Source organism: Pseudomonas sp. NPDC087029 (assembly GCF_044745345.1).
GTDB classification, from domain to species: domain Bacteria; phylum Pseudomonadota; class Gammaproteobacteria; order Pseudomonadales; family Pseudomonadaceae; genus Aquipseudomonas; species Aquipseudomonas faucium.
This window is the reverse complement of the sequence record NZ_JBIVAB010000006.1, coordinates 20,856-35,481: the sequence shown is the minus strand read 5'-3', so window position 1 is coordinate 35,481 and position 14,626 is coordinate 20,856. Positions and strand designations below refer to the sequence as shown.

Annotated in this window: 14 protein-coding genes; 4 read left to right on the top strand and 10 right to left on the bottom strand. The window is 62.6% G+C overall.

Annotated elements, in window-relative coordinates; translation table 11 throughout:
• Positions 1-17: 17 nt before the first annotated feature.
• The 5 genes from ACIPG5_RS12315 to ACIPG5_RS12295 all read right to left on the bottom strand — a co-directional run bounded on the left by ACIPG5_RS12315 (position 18) and on the right by ACIPG5_RS12295 (position 6,316).
• Positions 18-935 (bottom strand): glutamate/aspartate ABC transporter substrate-binding protein, encoded by a 918-nt coding sequence (locus ACIPG5_RS12315; protein WP_176511053.1) that lies wholly within the window; start codon positions 933-935, stop codon positions 18-20.
• A gap of 376 nt (positions 936-1,311) precedes the next feature.
• Positions 1,312-2,838 carry a glycerol-3-phosphate dehydrogenase gene (glpD, locus tag ACIPG5_RS12310; protein WP_401375263.1) on the bottom strand — a complete coding sequence of 509 codons (1,527 nt, stop codon included), beginning with the start codon at positions 2,836-2,838 and terminating at the stop codon, positions 1,312-1,314.
• A 174-nt stretch (positions 2,839-3,012) separates the two neighbouring features.
• Positions 3,013-3,768 (bottom strand): DNA-binding transcriptional repressor GlpR, encoded by a 756-nt coding sequence (gene glpR, locus ACIPG5_RS12305; RefSeq protein WP_176511055.1) that lies wholly within the window; start codon positions 3,766-3,768, stop codon positions 3,013-3,015.
• A gap of 156 nt (positions 3,769-3,924) precedes the next feature.
• Positions 3,925-5,424 (bottom strand): glycerol kinase GlpK, encoded by a 1,500-nt coding sequence (gene glpK / locus ACIPG5_RS12300; protein WP_401375259.1) that lies wholly within the window; start codon positions 5,422-5,424, stop codon positions 3,925-3,927.
• A gap of 40 nt (positions 5,425-5,464) precedes the next feature.
• On the bottom strand, positions 5,465-6,316 hold the full coding sequence (locus ACIPG5_RS12295) for an MIP/aquaporin family protein (RefSeq protein WP_401375256.1): 852 nt from the start codon (positions 6,314-6,316) through the stop codon (positions 5,465-5,467).
• A gap of 302 nt (positions 6,317-6,618) precedes the next feature.
• Between ACIPG5_RS12295 and ybaK the strand changes: the two genes are divergently transcribed.
• Positions 6,619-7,089 (top strand): Cys-tRNA(Pro) deacylase, encoded by a 471-nt coding sequence (ybaK, locus tag ACIPG5_RS12290; protein ID WP_286912779.1) that lies wholly within the window; start codon positions 6,619-6,621, stop codon positions 7,087-7,089.
• Between the two features lie 39 nt (positions 7,090-7,128).
• On the opposite strand, the gene ACIPG5_RS12285 is transcribed toward ybaK, so the two are convergent.
• A complete protein-coding gene (locus tag ACIPG5_RS12285; RefSeq protein ID WP_176511059.1) occupies positions 7,129-8,238 on the bottom strand; it encodes an ABC transporter ATP-binding protein in 1,110 nt (369 codons plus the stop codon).
• A complete protein-coding gene (gene argF, locus ACIPG5_RS12280) occupies positions 8,235-9,155 on the bottom strand; it encodes an ornithine carbamoyltransferase (protein WP_176511060.1) in 921 nt (306 codons plus the stop codon). Before argF ends, ACIPG5_RS12285 begins: the two co-directional genes overlap by 4 nt.
• Before the next feature lie 375 nt (positions 9,156-9,530).
• Here argF and ACIPG5_RS12275 point away from each other — a divergent pair, with 375 nt between their 5' ends.
• Positions 9,531-11,639 carry a molybdopterin oxidoreductase family protein gene (locus tag ACIPG5_RS12275; RefSeq protein WP_401375251.1) on the top strand — a complete coding sequence of 703 codons (2,109 nt, stop codon included), beginning with the start codon at positions 9,531-9,533 and terminating at the stop codon, positions 11,637-11,639.
• Between the two features lie 90 nt (positions 11,640-11,729).
• Positions 11,730-12,065: a Grx4 family monothiol glutaredoxin gene (gene grxD / locus ACIPG5_RS12270; protein WP_027918973.1), complete on the top strand. Its 336-nt coding sequence runs from the start codon at positions 11,730-11,732 to the stop codon at positions 12,063-12,065.
• Between the two features lie 57 nt (positions 12,066-12,122).
• On the opposite strand, the gene bfr is transcribed toward grxD, so the two are convergent.
• Together bfr and ACIPG5_RS12260 are read right to left on the bottom strand one after the other, a co-directional pair.
• A complete protein-coding gene (bfr, locus tag ACIPG5_RS12265) occupies positions 12,123-12,596 on the bottom strand; it encodes a bacterioferritin (RefSeq protein ID WP_054899445.1) in 474 nt (157 codons plus the stop codon).
• Positions 12,597-12,796: 200 nt separating this feature from the next.
• On the bottom strand, positions 12,797-13,018 hold the full coding sequence (locus tag ACIPG5_RS12260; RefSeq protein WP_008099571.1) for a bacterioferritin-associated ferredoxin: 222 nt from the start codon (positions 13,016-13,018) through the stop codon (positions 12,797-12,799).
• 214 nt (positions 13,019-13,232) lie between these two features.
• Here ACIPG5_RS12260 and ACIPG5_RS12255 point away from each other — a divergent pair, with 214 nt between their 5' ends.
• Positions 13,233-13,835, top strand: coding sequence for a peroxiredoxin (locus ACIPG5_RS12255; protein WP_023629028.1), 603 nt, complete (start codon positions 13,233-13,235; stop codon positions 13,833-13,835).
• A gap of 166 nt (positions 13,836-14,001) precedes the next feature.
• Here the strand turns inward: ACIPG5_RS12255 and rnt are convergent, their stop codons facing one another.
• A complete protein-coding gene (gene rnt / locus ACIPG5_RS12250; RefSeq protein ID WP_236409926.1) occupies positions 14,002-14,613 on the bottom strand; it encodes a ribonuclease T in 612 nt (203 codons plus the stop codon).
• Between the last annotated feature and the right edge of the window lie 13 nt (positions 14,614-14,626).

Below are 14,626 nucleotides of genomic sequence, written 5' to 3'. Positions count from 1 at the left end.
AGGCCACTATCTGAGGATCAGGACTTCTTCTCGTCCGCGGCCTTGTCGGTCGGCTCGGCGATCAGTTTCTTCAGCTCGTCGCTCATCTGGAAGTTCAGGTTCAGCCCCTTCGGTGGGATTGGCTGAGTGAACCACTTGTCGTAGCTCTTGTTGACTTCGCCCGACTTGAAGTAGGCCACGATGGCGTCGTCGACCGCTTTCTTGAACGCCGCATCGTCCTTGCGCACCATGCAGCCGTAGATTTCGTACGACTGTGGGGTACCGGTGATGACCCAGTCTTTCGGGTTGCGGGCCTTGGCCATTTCACCGGCGAGCAGGGCGTCGTCCATCATGAAGGCCACGGCGCGGCCGCTTTCGAGCATGTTGAAGGCTTCACCGTGGTCCTTGGCGGAAATCACGTTCATCTTCATCTGCTTGTCGGCGTTCATCGCCTTGAGGATGCGCTCGGAGGTGGTGCCGGCGGTGGTCACCACGTTCTTGCCGGCCAGGTCCGGGAAGTCCTTGTAGGAAGGCTGACCGTCCTTGACCTTGGTCAGCAGGCGCGTACCGACTTCGAAGATGCCCACCGAGAAGCCGACCTGCTGCTGGCGCTCGACGTTGTTGGTGGTGGAGCCGCACTCCAGGTCGACGGTGCCGTTCTGCACCAGCGGGATGCGGGTTTGCGAGGTGACCAGGTTGTAACGGACCTTGATGTCCGTACCCAGTTGCTTCTTCAGGGCGTCGACGACAGCCAGCTGGATGTCATGCGAGTAGCCCACGGGCTCGGGCTTGCCGGCCAGGTAGGAAAATGGAATGGAGGAGTCGCGGTGCCCCAGGGTGATGGTGCCCGAGTCCTTGATCTTCTTCAGGGTGCCGGTCAGCTCCTCGGCCATGGCCGGCGAAGCGATGACTGCAGCCGCGATGGCGGCGCCCAGCAATTGACGAACGATACGCATCAAATTTTCCTCGACGTGTTTGTTTTTTTTATGGAGCCGTTGGCGGACTCTTTCGTTCAACGAATACAGCATGAAGCGGTGTGCATTCGGGTCTGAAGTGTAGAGCATGAGTCGTGCCAAGCTGCCACTTTCAACCTTACGCATTGAAAATACTAGGTATTACACCTTTGGTACGAGGCGCTCGGCTGGCCTTTTGTACGGCTGGCCGAATGCAATGCGGCCACTTGTTCGGAAAGCCGAACGAAGGGGGTTGTGATCTATCTACCACAGCTGGGTGAAAGGTGGGTGGTTGGCGCGTGCCCTTTACCGCGGGGCAAGGGTGCAAAAACAGCTGCAGCGGCCGTGGCCGCTGCAGTGGAGGAGGAGGAGGGGTGGGTCAGGCGGCGCGCTGCTGCTGTGCAAGCGCGAGGTAGGTAACCAGCGCCTGCTGCTCTGCGGCGGTGGTGAACAGGCCGAGCTTGGTCCGGCGCCAGAGAATATCGTCGGCACTGATTGCCCATTCGGCACTGCGCAGGTAGTCCACCTCGCGGCTGAACAGCCCGCCACCGATGGCCTGGCCCAGGTCTTCCGGGCCCTGTACGCCATCGAGCAGTTGCCAGGCGCGGGTGCCGTAGGTCAAGGCCCAGCGCTTGGCGATATCCACTGGCAGCCAGTTGTGACGTGCCATCAGGGCATCGACCAGCGCCTGCACGCTGGACATCTGTTCGCCACCGGGCAGGGCCGCTTCGGCCGTCCAGCTGCCACGCATCTGGGTGAAGAAGGGCTTGAGCTCGGCCATGGCCGATTCCGCCAGCTTGCGGTAGGTGGTCAGCTTGCCACCGAACACCGACAGCAGCGGTGCCTGGCCCTGTTCGGCCGACAGCGCCAGGGTGTAGTCGCGGGTGACTGCCGAAGGGTTGTCCGATTCGTCATTGCACAGCGGCCGTACACCGGAGTAGGTGTGCAGGATGTCTTCGCGGCTCAGCGGGCGGTTGAAGTGGGCATTGACGATGTTCAGCAGGTAGTCGGTTTCCTGCTCGGTAATCGCTACCTTGGCCGGGTCGCCGCTGTACTCGCGGTCGGTCGTGCCGATCAGGGTGAAGCGGTCCAGGTAAGGGATGCAGAAGACGATGCGCTGATCTTCGTTCTGCAGGATGTAGGCATGTTCGCCCTCGTACAGGCGCGGCACGATCAGGTGGCTGCCCTGGATCAGGCGGATGCCGTAGGGCGCATCGAGCTTGAGGTCGTCCTTGATGAAGCTGGCGACCCAAGGCCCGGCGGCGTTGACCAGGGCACGGGCGCGGATCGTGCGCACGCTGCCGTCGGCGGCCTGCAGTTCGACTTCCCACACGCCGTCGGTGCGTTCGGCGCGCAGGCAACGGGTGCGGGTGTGGATATGCGCGCCGTGCTCGCGGGCGGCCATGGCATTGAGCACCACCAGGCGGGCGTCGTCGACCGCGCAGTCGGCGTATTCGAAGCCACGGCTGATTGCAGGCTTGAGCGGCGAGTCGGCGCCGAAGCGCAGGCTGCGCGAGGCGCCCAGGCGCTTGCGCTTGCCCAGGTGGTCGTACAGGAACAGGCCGGCACGGATCATCCAGGCCGGGCGCAGGTGCGGGCGATGGGGCAGCACGAAACGCATCGGCTTGACGATGTGCGGCGCCTTGGCCAACAGCACTTCGCGCTCTGCCAGGGCCTCGCGCACCAGGCGGAATTCGTAGTGTTCCAGGTAACGCAGGCCACCGTGGATCAGCTTGCTGCTGGCCGAGGAGGTGTGTTGCGCAAGGTCGTCCTTCTCACAGAGAAACACGCTGAGGCCACGCCCGGCGGCGTCGGCAGCAATGCCCACGCCATTGATGCCACCGCCGATCACGGCGAGGTCATAGCAGTCGGCGAGGGGGGGCTGGGACGAAACGGGTTGGGACACGGGCAAGGCCTCCTGGGGCTGTTCACATCGAATATGAACATTGATGTTCGTTTCCGAAAATACTAGCGCAAGAGAAAGCCGGTCGCCAGTCAGTCTTAATAGAAAAAACTGATCAAATGACAATAAAGTGAACATTAACGAAAATGGCGGGCCGCGAAATGGCCCGCCATGGGCTCACACCACCTCGAGGCGGATCTTGTGCTGGTTGAGCAGCTCGCCCAGCGCCGGGGTGGGCGGCTGGTCGGTGACCAGGCAGTCGACCAGGCTGATCGAGCCCAGGCGCACCATGGCGTTACGCCCGAACTTGCTGGAGTCGGCGGCGAGGATCACCTGCCGGGCGTTGGCGATGATCGCCTGGGAAACACGTACTTCCTGGTAGTCGAAATCCAGCAGGCTGCCGTCTTCATCGATGCCGCTGATGCCGACCAGGGCGAAGTCGACCTTGAACTGGCTGATGAAGTCGACGCTGGCCTGGCCGACCACGCCGCCGTCGCGGCGCACCGTGCCGCCGGCGACCAGGACTTCGAAGTCGTCCTTGGCGGCCAGGATCGCGGCCACGTGCAGGTTGTTGGTGATGACCTTGAGGTGGTTGTGGTTGAGCAGGGCGCGGGCGATCGACTCGGTGGTGGTGCCGATGTTGATGAACAGCGAGGCATGGTCGGGAATCTGCCGGGCCACGGCTTCGGCGATGCGCTGCTTCTCATCGCGCATCTGGTCGGCGCGCATGGCGTAGGCGGTGTTCTCGATGCTCGAGTCGTAGGCCGCACCGCCGTGGTAACGGCGTAGCAGGTTGAGCTCGGCCAGCTGGTTGATATCGCGGCGGATGGTTTGCGGGGTGACGATGAAAAGCTGCGCCATTTCCTCGATGCTGACATAGCCGCGTTCGCGAACCAGCTCGAGAATTTGTTGTTGGCGTGGGGGCAGATTCATGGGCGGTCCTTTGGGGCAGCCGGACAAATTCTGCAATGATGCCGTAGGAAGGGGATCACGGCCAGTAGACGATGGGCCGCCAGGCGGCCTCATCGCCGGCAAGCCGGCTGCCACAGGAACAGCGCTTGCCGGCGATGAGGCCACAATCACATCACATCAGGCCTCGTGGTCTTCCCAGTCACGGGTACGATCGACCGCTTTACGCCAGCCGGCGTACAGCTTCTCCTTCTGCGCCTCATCCAGCTGCGGGCTGAACTCGCGCTCGATGATCGCCTTGCCGCGCAACTCCTCCAGGCCACTCCAGAAACCACAGGCCAGGCCCGCCAGGTATGCCGCACCCAGGGCCGTGGTTTCGCGCATCTGCGGGCGCTCGACGCAGGTGCCGAGAATGTCGGCCTGGAACTGCATGAGGAAGTTGTTGGCCACCGCGCCACCGTCCACGCGCAGCTCGGACAGGCGCTGGCCGCAGTCCTGCTGCATGGCGTCGAGCACGTCGCGGGTCTGGTAGGCGATCGACTCCAGCGCGGCGCGGATGATGTGATCGACCTTCACCCCACGGGTCAGGCCGAACAGCGCACCGCGTGCATACGGGTCCCAGTACGGCGCGCCGAGGCCGGTGAAGGCGGGCACCAGGTACACGCCGTTGCTGTCCTTGACCTTGCTGGCGAAATACTCGGTATCGAGGGCGTCGTTGACGATCTTCAGCTCATCACGCAGCCATTGCACGGTCGAGCCGCCGTTGAATACGGCGCCTTCCAGTGCATAGGCCACTTCGCCCCGCGGGCCGCAGGCAATGGTGGTGAGCAGGCCATGGGACGACTTCACTGCCTTGTCCCCGGTGTTCATCAGCAGGAAGCAGCCGGTGCCATAGGTGTTCTTGGCCTGGCCCGGCTCCACGCACATCTGGCCGAACAGCGCGGACTGCTGGTCGCCGGCGATACCGGCGATGGCGATGCCGCTCTTGGTGTGGCCATAGACTTCGGAGGACGGGCGCACCTGCGGCAGCATCTGGCGCGGGATGCCGAGGATTTCCAGCAGCTTGTCGTCCCACTGCAGCTCGTGGATGTTGAACATCAGCGTGCGCGAGGCGTTGGTGTAGTCGGTGACATGCACCTTGCCACCGGAGAACTTCCAGATCAGCCAGGTATCGATGGTGCCGAACAGCAGCTCGCCACGCTCGGCGCGTTCGCGGGCGCCCTCGACATTGTCCAGGATCCACTTGAGCTTGGTGCCCGAGAAGTACGGGTCGGTGACCAGGCCGGTGGTCTCGCGGATGTACTGCTCATGCCCGTCTCGCTTGAGCTGCGCGCAGATTTCGGTGCTGCGCCGGCACTGCCAGACAATGGCGTTGTACACCGGGCGGCCGGTTTCCTTGTCCCATACCACCGTGGTTTCGCGCTGGTTGGTGATGCCCAGCGCAGCCACCTGGGCGTGGCTGATGCCGGCCTGGGCCAGGGCTTCGACCATGGTTGCGCTCTGGGTGGCGAAGATTTCCATCGGGTCGTGCTCGACCCAGCCCGCTTGCGGGTAGTGCTGGGCGAACTCGCGCTGGGAGGTGCCGACCACATTGGCGTCGCGGTCGAAAATGATGGCCCGCGAACTGGTCGTGCCCTGGTCCAGGGCAATGATGTAGTGCTTATCCTGGGTGTCTGTCATGGTCGTAGGCCTTGCAAAATGAGGGGGTCAGGGCGCCGCATCAGTTGGCTTGAGTATCGCCCTGGCGATTGTCGTTTGTCTCTGGGTTCGCGCTTGCCGCCTCCGGCAGGTTGCGGGCGATCAGGCCGCGATAGGTCGCGGCACCGAGGCAGGCGCCGAGGATCGGTGCGAACACCGGAACCAGGAAATAGGGGATGTCCCGACCGCCAGTGAAGGCGATTTCGCCCCAGCCAGCCAGGAAAGTCATCAGTTTTGGCCCGAAATCGCGCGCGGGGTTCATCGCGAAGCCGGTCAGCGGGCCCATGGCGCTGCCGATCACGGCGATCAGCAGGCCGATCAGCAGCGGTGCCATGGCCCCGCGTGGCAGGCCGTTGTTGTCGTCGGTAAGGGCCATGATCACCGCCATCAGGATGGCCGTGATCACCACTTCAACCAGAAATGCCTGGCCAGTGGAAAGCAGTGGGTGCGGATAGGTGGAAAACACCGAGGCCAGCTCCAGGCTCTCGCGGCTGCCGCGCAACATGGCATGGGCCTGTTCGAAATCGAAGAACAGGTTGCTGTACAGGGTGTAGACCAGCGCGGCGCCGCAGAACGCTCCGCACACCTGGGCAAGCACGTAGAACGGCAGCTTGCGTTTGTCGAAACCGGCGAACACGGTGAGCGCAATGCTCACGGCGGGGTTCAGGTGCGCGCCGGAAATGCCGGCGGTGAGGTAGATCGCCATGCTCACGCCGACCCCCCAGATGATGCTGATTTCCCACAGGCCGAAGCTGGCGCCGGCGACCTTGAGGGCGGCGACACAGCCGGTACCGAAGAAGATCAGCAGTGCCGTGCCGAGAAATTCGGCCAGGCATTGGCTGGACAATGTGGGTTCGCGCAGAGCAATCGTCATGTATGACCTCGGTTTTTTTTGTTGTGAGGCGCGTGGCGCTCGACAGCAATGCCCGGGGCCTATCCCCATTGACCCCGGACGGATACAGGAATGCACCTAAAAAGTGCACCATTTATTCAGAAACGAAAAAATATAGACAAGAAACGCTTATGTCAAAGGTCGAAAGTGAACCATTGGTCACGTTCTGAACGCCCCATGCCGGGCCGAATCCGCAGGCTAGACAGTCGCGTAGGCCATAAGCTGGCTGGGATGTGGGATTTATCCTAAAGTAGCCGCCGACCTGTCCCAGACCGGAGCCTTGCATGACCCCCGCCCTCGACCTGCTGAAAAAAGCCCGTGCCGAACACCGCGTGCACAGTTATGAACATGACCCGAAATCGGCGTCCTACGGGCTGGAGGCGGCAGAAAAGCTGGGGCTCGACCCGCAACAAGTGTTCAAGACGTTGCTTGCGAGCAGTGAGAAGGGCGAGTTGCTGGTGGCGGTGGTGCCGGTGGTGGGCACCCTGGACCTCAAGGCGCTGGCCCATGCCGCGGGCGTTAAGAAGTGCGAGATGGCCGACCCGGCCGCCGCGCAGCGCGCCACCGGCTACCTGGTGGGAGGCATCAGCCCATTGGGGCAGAAGAAGCGCCTGCGCACCTTCATCGATGATTCCGCGCAAAACTTTGCAACCATCCATGTCAGTGCTGGACGGCGAGGGCTGGAAGTCGAGTTGGCAGCGAAGGTGCTGGCGGAGCATACCCAGGGCACGTTCGCCGGAATTGGCCGGGGCTAGAAAGCACCCGGGGCTGCACTGCAGCCCCGGGTGTGGTGGTCAGGTCGCCGAACTGTAGCGGCGAACCCCATTCTCTTGTCGCGGCAGCTGCGCCGCGACACTGCCGGGCACCGGGAACAGCACCAGGTGGTCGGCCTTCACCGCAATCCCCACATCCTCACCCACCTGATGGTCGACATGGCTTGGGAAGATCGCTTCCAGCTGGCTGCCGGTCGGCAGTTGCAGGCGATACAGCGTCGATGCGCCAAGGAAGCTCTTGCCAACGATGGCCGCGCGCAATGCGCTGTCGGGCGCATGGACGATGTCATCGGGGCGCAGCAGCACGTCCACCGAGCTGCCCGGGGCCATGGTGTAGGCGCGGTTGCCACGCAACTCGCCCAGTTCGGTGTTGACCGCCTCATGGCTGCTCATCTGGCCACGGATGAAGTAGCCCTGGCCGATGAAACTGGCAACGAATGGCGTCTGCGGCTCGTGGTAGAGGTTGTAGGGGGTATCCCACTGCTCCAGGCGGCCTTCCTTGAACACGCCCACGTGGTCGCTGACCGCGAAGGCTTCTTCCTGGTCATGGGTGACCAGGATCGCGCTGGTGCCACGGCTTTTGAGGATGTCGCGGACTTCATGGCTCAGGCGCCGGCGCAGTTCCACGTCGAGGTTGGAGAACGGCTCGTCGAGCAGCAGCAATTGTGGCTCGGGGGCGAGCGCACGGGCCAGGGCCACGCGCTGTTGCTGGCCGCCTGACAGCTCGTGCGGGTAGCGCCCGCCGAGGCCGCCGAGCTTGACCAGCTCGAGCATTTCTTCGACCACCTGCGCCTGGCGCGGGTGCTTGGCGATACCAAAGGCAATGTTCTGCGCCACGGTCAGGTGCGGGAACAGCGCGTAGTCCTGGAACACCATGCCGATGCGGCGTTTTTCCGGTGCCTGGGTGAAGCCTGCGCGGGAAATGACTTCGCCGGCCAGCTGGATTTCACCCTCGTGAACCGGCTCGAAGCCGGCGATGGCGCGCAGCGTGGTGGTCTTGCCGCACCCCGAAGACCCCAGCAGGCAACCGATGTCGCCTGCGTTGAGGTGCAGGTTGAGGTTCTGGACGATGCGCTGGTCGCCATAGCCGCAGGCGAGGTTGCGCAGGTTGAGCAGTAGGGGTTGACTCATGCGTGGTGGTAAGCCGGTTCGACAAGGAATTCGAGAAGGGCCTTCTGCGCATGCAGCCGGTTTTCAGCCTGGTCCCAGGCGACCGAACGCGGGTCGTCGAGCAGGTCCTGGCTGATTTCCTCACCACGGTGGGCGGGCAGGCAATGCATGAACAGGGCATCGGGTGCCGCCAGGTCGAGCATTTCGCGGGTGACCTGGTAAGGCGCGAAGTGCGCCAGGCGCCGTGCAGTTTCCTCCTCCTGACCCATGGAAGTCCAGACGTCGGTGGTCACCAGGTGGGCACCACGCACTGCTTCCTGCGGGTCGCGGATGATCTGCACGCGGTCACCGCCCAGGGCCATGAAGCGTGGGTCCGGCTCGTAGCCTTGCGGGCAGGCGATGCGCAGCTGGAAGTCGAACTGCCGGGCAGCTTCGATGTACGAGTTGCACATGTTGAAGCCATCACCGATCCAGGCCACGGTCTTGCCCTGGATCGAGCCACGGTGTTCGAGGAAGGTCTGCATGTCGGCCAGCAGTTGGCAGGGGTGCGATTCGTCCGACAGGCCGTTGATCACCGGCACCCGCGAGTTGGCGGCGAATTCGGTGAGGGTGCTGTGGGCATGGGTGCGGATCATCACCGCATCGAGCATGCTCGACAGCACGATGGCGCTGTCGCTGATCGGCTCGCCGCGGCCCAGCTGGGTGTCGCGCGGGGACAGGAAGATGGCCTGGCCGCCGAGCTGGATCATGCCGGCCTCGAACGACACGCGGGTACGGGTCGAGGATTTCTCGAAGATCATGCCCAGCACGCGGTTCTTCAGCGGCTCGAACAGCACGCCTCGCTTGCGCAGGTCCTTCAGCTCGATGCCGCGGCGGATCACCCCGAGCAATTCGTCGGTGGTGAAGTCCAGCAGGGAGAGAAAGTGCCTAGCGCTCATGATTGACTACCTTATCTGCAACGAAATGCAGGTCGACCGTATGGTTTTTTTTGACAACGGGAGTGACCTGCGGCGTAAGCCGCACGGGGCGGACGAAATAGGGAAAGGCGCAATACTATAATTAAATGTCGCCTGAAACCAAGAGGGGAAACAGCGGCTCTGTTGCAAAGGGTGTATTTACCCGTTGAGCCCGTGCTGTTTTTTATTTGCTACAGGGTTTGTACACGGCTTGCTGGCAATTTGGCAAATGGCTTTGCCCGGCGCTGGCGCGAATCGTCTGCCTGATGTCGCAGGATTCACGCCACGAAGCCGGCTGGAAGGGGGGCGGGGCGGGGCGCATAGTCACCCTTTGACAACAACAAGGCAGAGGCGGCCATGACCAAGACCCTGCATCACCGTGCCTGTCACCTGTGCGAAGCCATCTGCGGGCTGAACATCGAAATCAGCCATGAGCCTGATGGTACTGCGCGCATCAGCTCGATCAAGGGCGACCCTGACGACCCGTTCAGCCGCGGCCATATCTGCCCCAAGGCCGTGGCATTGCAGGACATCCAGCACGACCCCGACCGCCTGCGCCAACCGCACAAGCGGGTCGGCGAGCAGTGGCAGGCCATTGGCTGGGACGAAGCCTTCGCCCTGGCCGCCGACAAGCTCTGGGCGATACAGCAGGCCCACGGGCGCAACGCCGTGGCGGTCTATCAAGGCAACCCCAGCGTGCACAACTACGGGTTGATGACCCATAGCAACTACTTTCTTGGCCTGCTCAAGACCCGCAACCGCTTCTCCGCCACCTCGGTGGACCAACTGCCCCAGCACCTGACCAGCCACCTGATGTACGGCCACGGCCTGCTGCTGCCGATCCCTGATATCGACCAGACCCAGTTCATGCTGATCCTCGGCGGCAACCCTTTGGCCTCCAACGGCAGCATCATGACCGTGCCAGACGTGGAAAAGCGCCTGAAGGCCCTGCGTGCCCGGGGCGGGCGCTTGGTGGTGGTAGACCCGCGGCGCAGCGAAACTGCCGCGATGGCCGACCAGCACCTGTTCGTGCGCCCCGGGGGCGATGCGGCCCTGCTCGGCGGCCTTTTGCACACCTTGTTCGACGAAGACCTGGCACGTGGCACGCACTTGCCGGTGAACGGCCTGCAGCAGGTGCGCGAGGCCATCGCGCCGTTCAGTGCCGAGGCCATGAGCGCGCACTGCGGCATCGACGCGGCAGACATTCGCCAGCTGGCACGGGATTTCGCGGCGGCCGACAAAGCCGTGTGCTATGGCCGCATGGGCGTTTCGACCCAAGCCTTCGGCAGCGTCTGCCATTGGCTGGTGCAACTGATCAATTTGGTCACCGGCAATCTTGACCGCGAGGGCGGGGCGCTGTGCACCGAACCTGCCGTGGACCTGGTGGCGAGCACTTCAGGTGGGCATTTCAACGCCTGGCAAAGCCGCGTGTCGGGCTTGCCCGAATATGGCGGAGAGCTGCCTGTTGCGGCCCTGGCCGAAGAAATGCTCACCCCTGGCGAGGGCCAGGTTCGCGCACTGGTGACCGTGGCTGGCAACCCGGTGCTGTCGACCCCCAATGGCCGGCAACTGGACCGCGCGCTGCAGGGCCTGGAGTTCATGCTCAGCATCGACCTCTACATCAACGAGAGCACGCGCCACGCCGACCTGATCCTGCCGTCCACCTCGGCATTGGAAAACGACCACTACGACAGCACCTTCAACCTGCTGGCGGTGCGCAATGTCACGCGCTTCAACCGAGCGATCCTGGCCAAGCCTGAGGGGGCGCTGCATGACTGGGAGATCTTCGTCGGCTTGGCACGGGCGTTTGCCGAGCGTGCCGAGCTGGTGCTCAAACCCACTCTGGCGCCGGCACAGATGATCGACCATGCGCTGCGCAAGGGGCGCTATGGCGATACTTCTACCCTGAAACTCTCGCTGGAAACCCTGGCCCAACATCCCCACGGCCTGGACCTTGGCCCGCTGCGGGCCAACCTCGCGGGGCGCCTGGGCACCGCCAGCAAGGCCGTCGAGGCAGCGCCCCAGGTGCTGCTGGACGACCTGCAGCGCCTTGCCCGGCAGGCGCCGCCGAGGGCTGGCGAGCTGCTGCTGATTGGCCGCCGCCACATCCGCAGCAACAACTCCTGGATGCACAACTTCCATCGTCTGGTCAAAGGCAAGCCGCGCCATCAGCTGTTGATGCACCCGCAGGATCTGCAGCAACGGCACTTGCAGGATGGCCAGCAGGTGCGCATCCGTTCGCGCACCGGCACTCTGGAAGTCGAGGTGCAGGCCAGCGAGGAGATGATGCCCGGTGTGGTCAGCCTGCCCCATGGCTTCGGCCATTCGCGCCTGGGCGTGCAGCTGGAGATCGCCCAGGCGCAGCCTGGCGTGAGTGCCAACGACCTGACCGACGAGCGCCTGCGCGACCAAGTGTCCGGCAACGCGGCGCTCAATGGCGTGCCTGTGCAGGTGGAGGCCGCTTGAGCGATGGAGAGGCCGAGCGCGCCGCTTGGGATTCCGTTACAATGCGTCACCGTCCGACGACAGCGTCGCAAAGTTCAGCCGAGGTGCTACATGGATATCATCGAAACGATCAAAGAGCAGATTGCCAACAACACCGTTCTGCTTTACATGAAAGGCTCGCCGAATGCCCCACAGTGTGGCTTTTCTGCGCGTGCCTCGCAGGCCGTGATGGGTTGTGGCGAGAAGTTCGCCTACGTCGACATCCTGCAGAACCCGGAAATCCGCGCCAACCTGCCCAAATACGCCAACTGGCCAACCTTCCCGCAGCTGTGGGTAGCGGGCGAGCTGGTCGGCGGCAGCGACATCATGCTGGAAATGTTCGAGAAGGGTGAGCTGCAGACCCTGATCAAGGAAGCGGCCGCCAAGGCCAAGGCTTCCGAAGCCTGAGCAACACGCAGGCAATAAAAAACCCGCTCAAGGCGGGTTTTTTATTGCCTGCGAAAATTACTCTTCGCCCATCTGCGACTGCAGGTAGTTCTCGATGGTGATCTTGTCGATCAGGCTCAATTGGGTTTCCAGCCAGTCGATGTGCTCTTCCTCGGATTCGAGGATGTCTTCGAGCAGATCGCGCGAGCCGAAGTCGCCGACGGTTTCGCAATGGGCGATGGCGGCTTTCAGGTCGATCAGGCCTTTCTGTTCGATCTTCAGGTCACACTCGAGCATTTCCTTGGTGTGTTCGCCGATCAGCAGCTTGCCCAGGTCCTGGACGTTGGGGATGCCTTCGAGGAAGAGAATACGCTTGATCAGTTTGTCAGCGTGCTTCATCTCGTCGATCGATTCCTTGTACTCGTGCTTGCCGAGTTTGTTCAGGCCCCAATCTTCGTACATGCGGGCGTGCAGGAAGTACTGGTTGATCGCGACCAGCTCGTTTCCGAGGATCTTGTTGAGATGCTGGATGACGCTTACGTCGCCTTTCATTTCGGGTTCCTGCCCTGATAAGTGTGCCAATACAGGGAAGTTTGAGCCCGATACTTAGGGCTGTCAAACCTAAGTTCTTGAATAATAAGTGAAAATTAATAGGAATAAGAATGTTTGTGAACCGCGTTGGAACGCTAACTTATTGAATTATGGGCATAAAAAAACCGGACACGAGGTCCGGTTCTTCAAATTCTGTGAAATCAAGCGGCGGTAAATTCCACCGGGTAGGGCAGGGCGGCTTGCTGGCTTACCTGCAGCTCGGTGATCGTTTCGCGGACCACTTGCTTGGCCAGGCAGGCGCATTTGCCACATTGGCTGGCGACGTTGGTCGCAGCCCGGACTTCCTTGTAACTGCAGCATCCTTCATAGATCGCATCGCGGATCTGTCCGTCGGTAACGCCGACACAAAGACACACATACATAAGGGCTGACCATCGCGGGTTGAGTCGATGGGTTGGAGCTTAATGTTAATGAGAATGCTTGTCAAAGGACTTTCTGAAAGGGCCGCGCTTGAGCGACCGGCGGTTGGATTCGGCCTGTCATCAGAAGCCGTGTATGATGGTCGGCCTTTGTTGGAAGTCGGGCAAGCCTGCCTTGGCCCGGCAAACGGTTCTTCACCCTCATCAGGAGATTACAATGAGCGTACTCGTTGGCAAACAAGCCCCCGACTTCACCGTTCCAGCTGTGCTGGGCAACGGCGAGATCGTCGACAGCTTCAACCTGGCCTCGGCCATCAAGGGCAAGTACGGCCTGGTGTTCTTCTACCCACTGGACTTCACCTTCGTCTGCCCGTCCGAGCTGATCGCCCTGGACAACCGCATTCCTGACTTCCAGGCGCGCAACGTGGAAGTGATCGGCGTGTCGATCGACTCGCACTTCACCCACAACGCCTGGCGTAACACCCCGGTCAACAACGGCGGCATCGGCCAGGTCAAGTACACCCTGGCGGCCGACATGACCCACGAAATCTGCAAGGCCTACGACGTCGAGTCCGAAGGCGGCGTGGCCTTCCGTGGCGCCTTCCTGATCGACACCAACGGTGTCGTGCGTTCGCAGATCGTCAACGACCTGCCACTGGGCCGCAACATGGACGAGCTGCTGCGTCTGGTCGATGCCCTGCAATTCCACGAAGAGCACGGCGAAGTCTGCCCGGCCAACTGGAAGAAAGGCGACAAGGGCATGAACGCTTCGCCAGAAGGCGTTGCTGCCTACCTGAGCGAGAACGCTGGCAAGCTGTAATTGCCGCGTGAATGAAAAAAACCGGCCCTGGTGGCCGGTTTTTTTATGCTTGGCATTCAAGGCTTGCAGTGCCTGTTCTGGCCCCATCGCCGGCAAGCCGGCTCCCACAGGGGGCACCACAGGCTGGTGATTGTGGGAGCCGGCTTGCCGGCGATGGGGGCCCGACTCAGTCGTTGAAGTCGCGCCAGCCGCCCATTTCCTTCCAGCGGTTGACGATGCCGCAGAACAGCTCGGCGGTCTTCTCGGTGTCGTACCGCGCCGAGTGCGCCTCGCGCCCGTCGAAGTCGATGTCGGCGCTCTGGCAGGCCCGCGCCAGTACGGTCTGGCCGTAGGCCAGGCCCGCGAGGGTGGCGGTATCGAAGCTCGAGAACGGGTGGAACGGGTTGCGTTTCAGATCGTTGCGCGCCACGGCGGCATTGAGGAAACCCAGGTCGAAGCTGCTGTTGTGGCCGACCAGGATCGCCCGCTTGCAGCCATTGGCCTTGAGCGCCTTGCGCACGCCACGGAAGATGTCGGTGAGCGCGCTTTCTTCGCTCACTGCCATGCGCAGCGGGTGGTCCAGCTTGATGCCGGTGAACTCCAGGGCAGCAGGCTCGATGTTGGCGCCCTCGAACGGCTCTACCCGGAAGAAGTAGGTGTGCTCGGGGAACAGGAAGCCCTTCTCGTCCATGCCGATGGTCACGGCGGCGATTTCCAGCAGGGCGTCGGTGGCGCTGTTGAAGCCGCCAGTCTCGACATCCACCACCACTGGCAGGTAGCCACGGAAGCGCTCGGCCATCGGGTGGCGCGAG

Excerpts from the sequence above, each read along its gene's own strand:
- ACIPG5_RS12315 (WP_176511053.1), bottom strand. The coding sequence starts at position 935 with ATGCGTATCGTTCGTCAATTGCTGGGCGCCGCCATCGCGGCTGCAGTC.
- glpR (WP_176511055.1), bottom strand. The coding sequence starts at position 3,768 with ATGAATCTGCCCCCACGCCAACAACAAATTCTCGAGCTGGTTCGCGAA.
- glpK (WP_401375259.1), bottom strand. The coding sequence starts at position 5,424 with ATGACAGACACCCAGGATAAGCACTACATCATTGCCCTGGACCAGGGC.
- ACIPG5_RS12295 (WP_401375256.1), bottom strand. The coding sequence starts at position 6,316 with ATGACGATTGCTCTGCGCGAACCCACATTGTCCAGCCAATGCCTGGCC.
- ybaK (WP_286912779.1), top strand. The coding sequence starts at position 6,619 with ATGACCCCCGCCCTCGACCTGCTGAAAAAAGCCCGTGCCGAACACCGC.
- ACIPG5_RS12285 (WP_176511059.1), bottom strand. The coding sequence starts at position 8,238 with ATGAGTCAACCCCTACTGCTCAACCTGCGCAACCTCGCCTGCGGCTAT.
- argF (WP_176511060.1), bottom strand. The coding sequence starts at position 9,155 with ATGAGCGCTAGGCACTTTCTCTCCCTGCTGGACTTCACCACCGACGAA.
- ACIPG5_RS12275 (WP_401375251.1), top strand. The coding sequence starts at position 9,531 with ATGACCAAGACCCTGCATCACCGTGCCTGTCACCTGTGCGAAGCCATC.
- grxD (WP_027918973.1), top strand. The coding sequence starts at position 11,730 with ATGGATATCATCGAAACGATCAAAGAGCAGATTGCCAACAACACCGTT.
- bfr (WP_054899445.1), bottom strand. The coding sequence starts at position 12,596 with ATGAAAGGCGACGTAAGCGTCATCCAGCATCTCAACAAGATCCTCGGA.
- ACIPG5_RS12260 (WP_008099571.1), bottom strand. The coding sequence starts at position 13,018 with ATGTATGTGTGTCTTTGTGTCGGCGTTACCGACGGACAGATCCGCGAT.
- ACIPG5_RS12255 (WP_023629028.1), top strand. The coding sequence starts at position 13,233 with ATGAGCGTACTCGTTGGCAAACAAGCCCCCGACTTCACCGTTCCAGCT.
- rnt (WP_236409926.1), bottom strand. The coding sequence starts at position 14,613 with ATGGCCGAGCGCTTCCGTGGCTACCTGCCAGTGGTGGTGGATGTCGAG.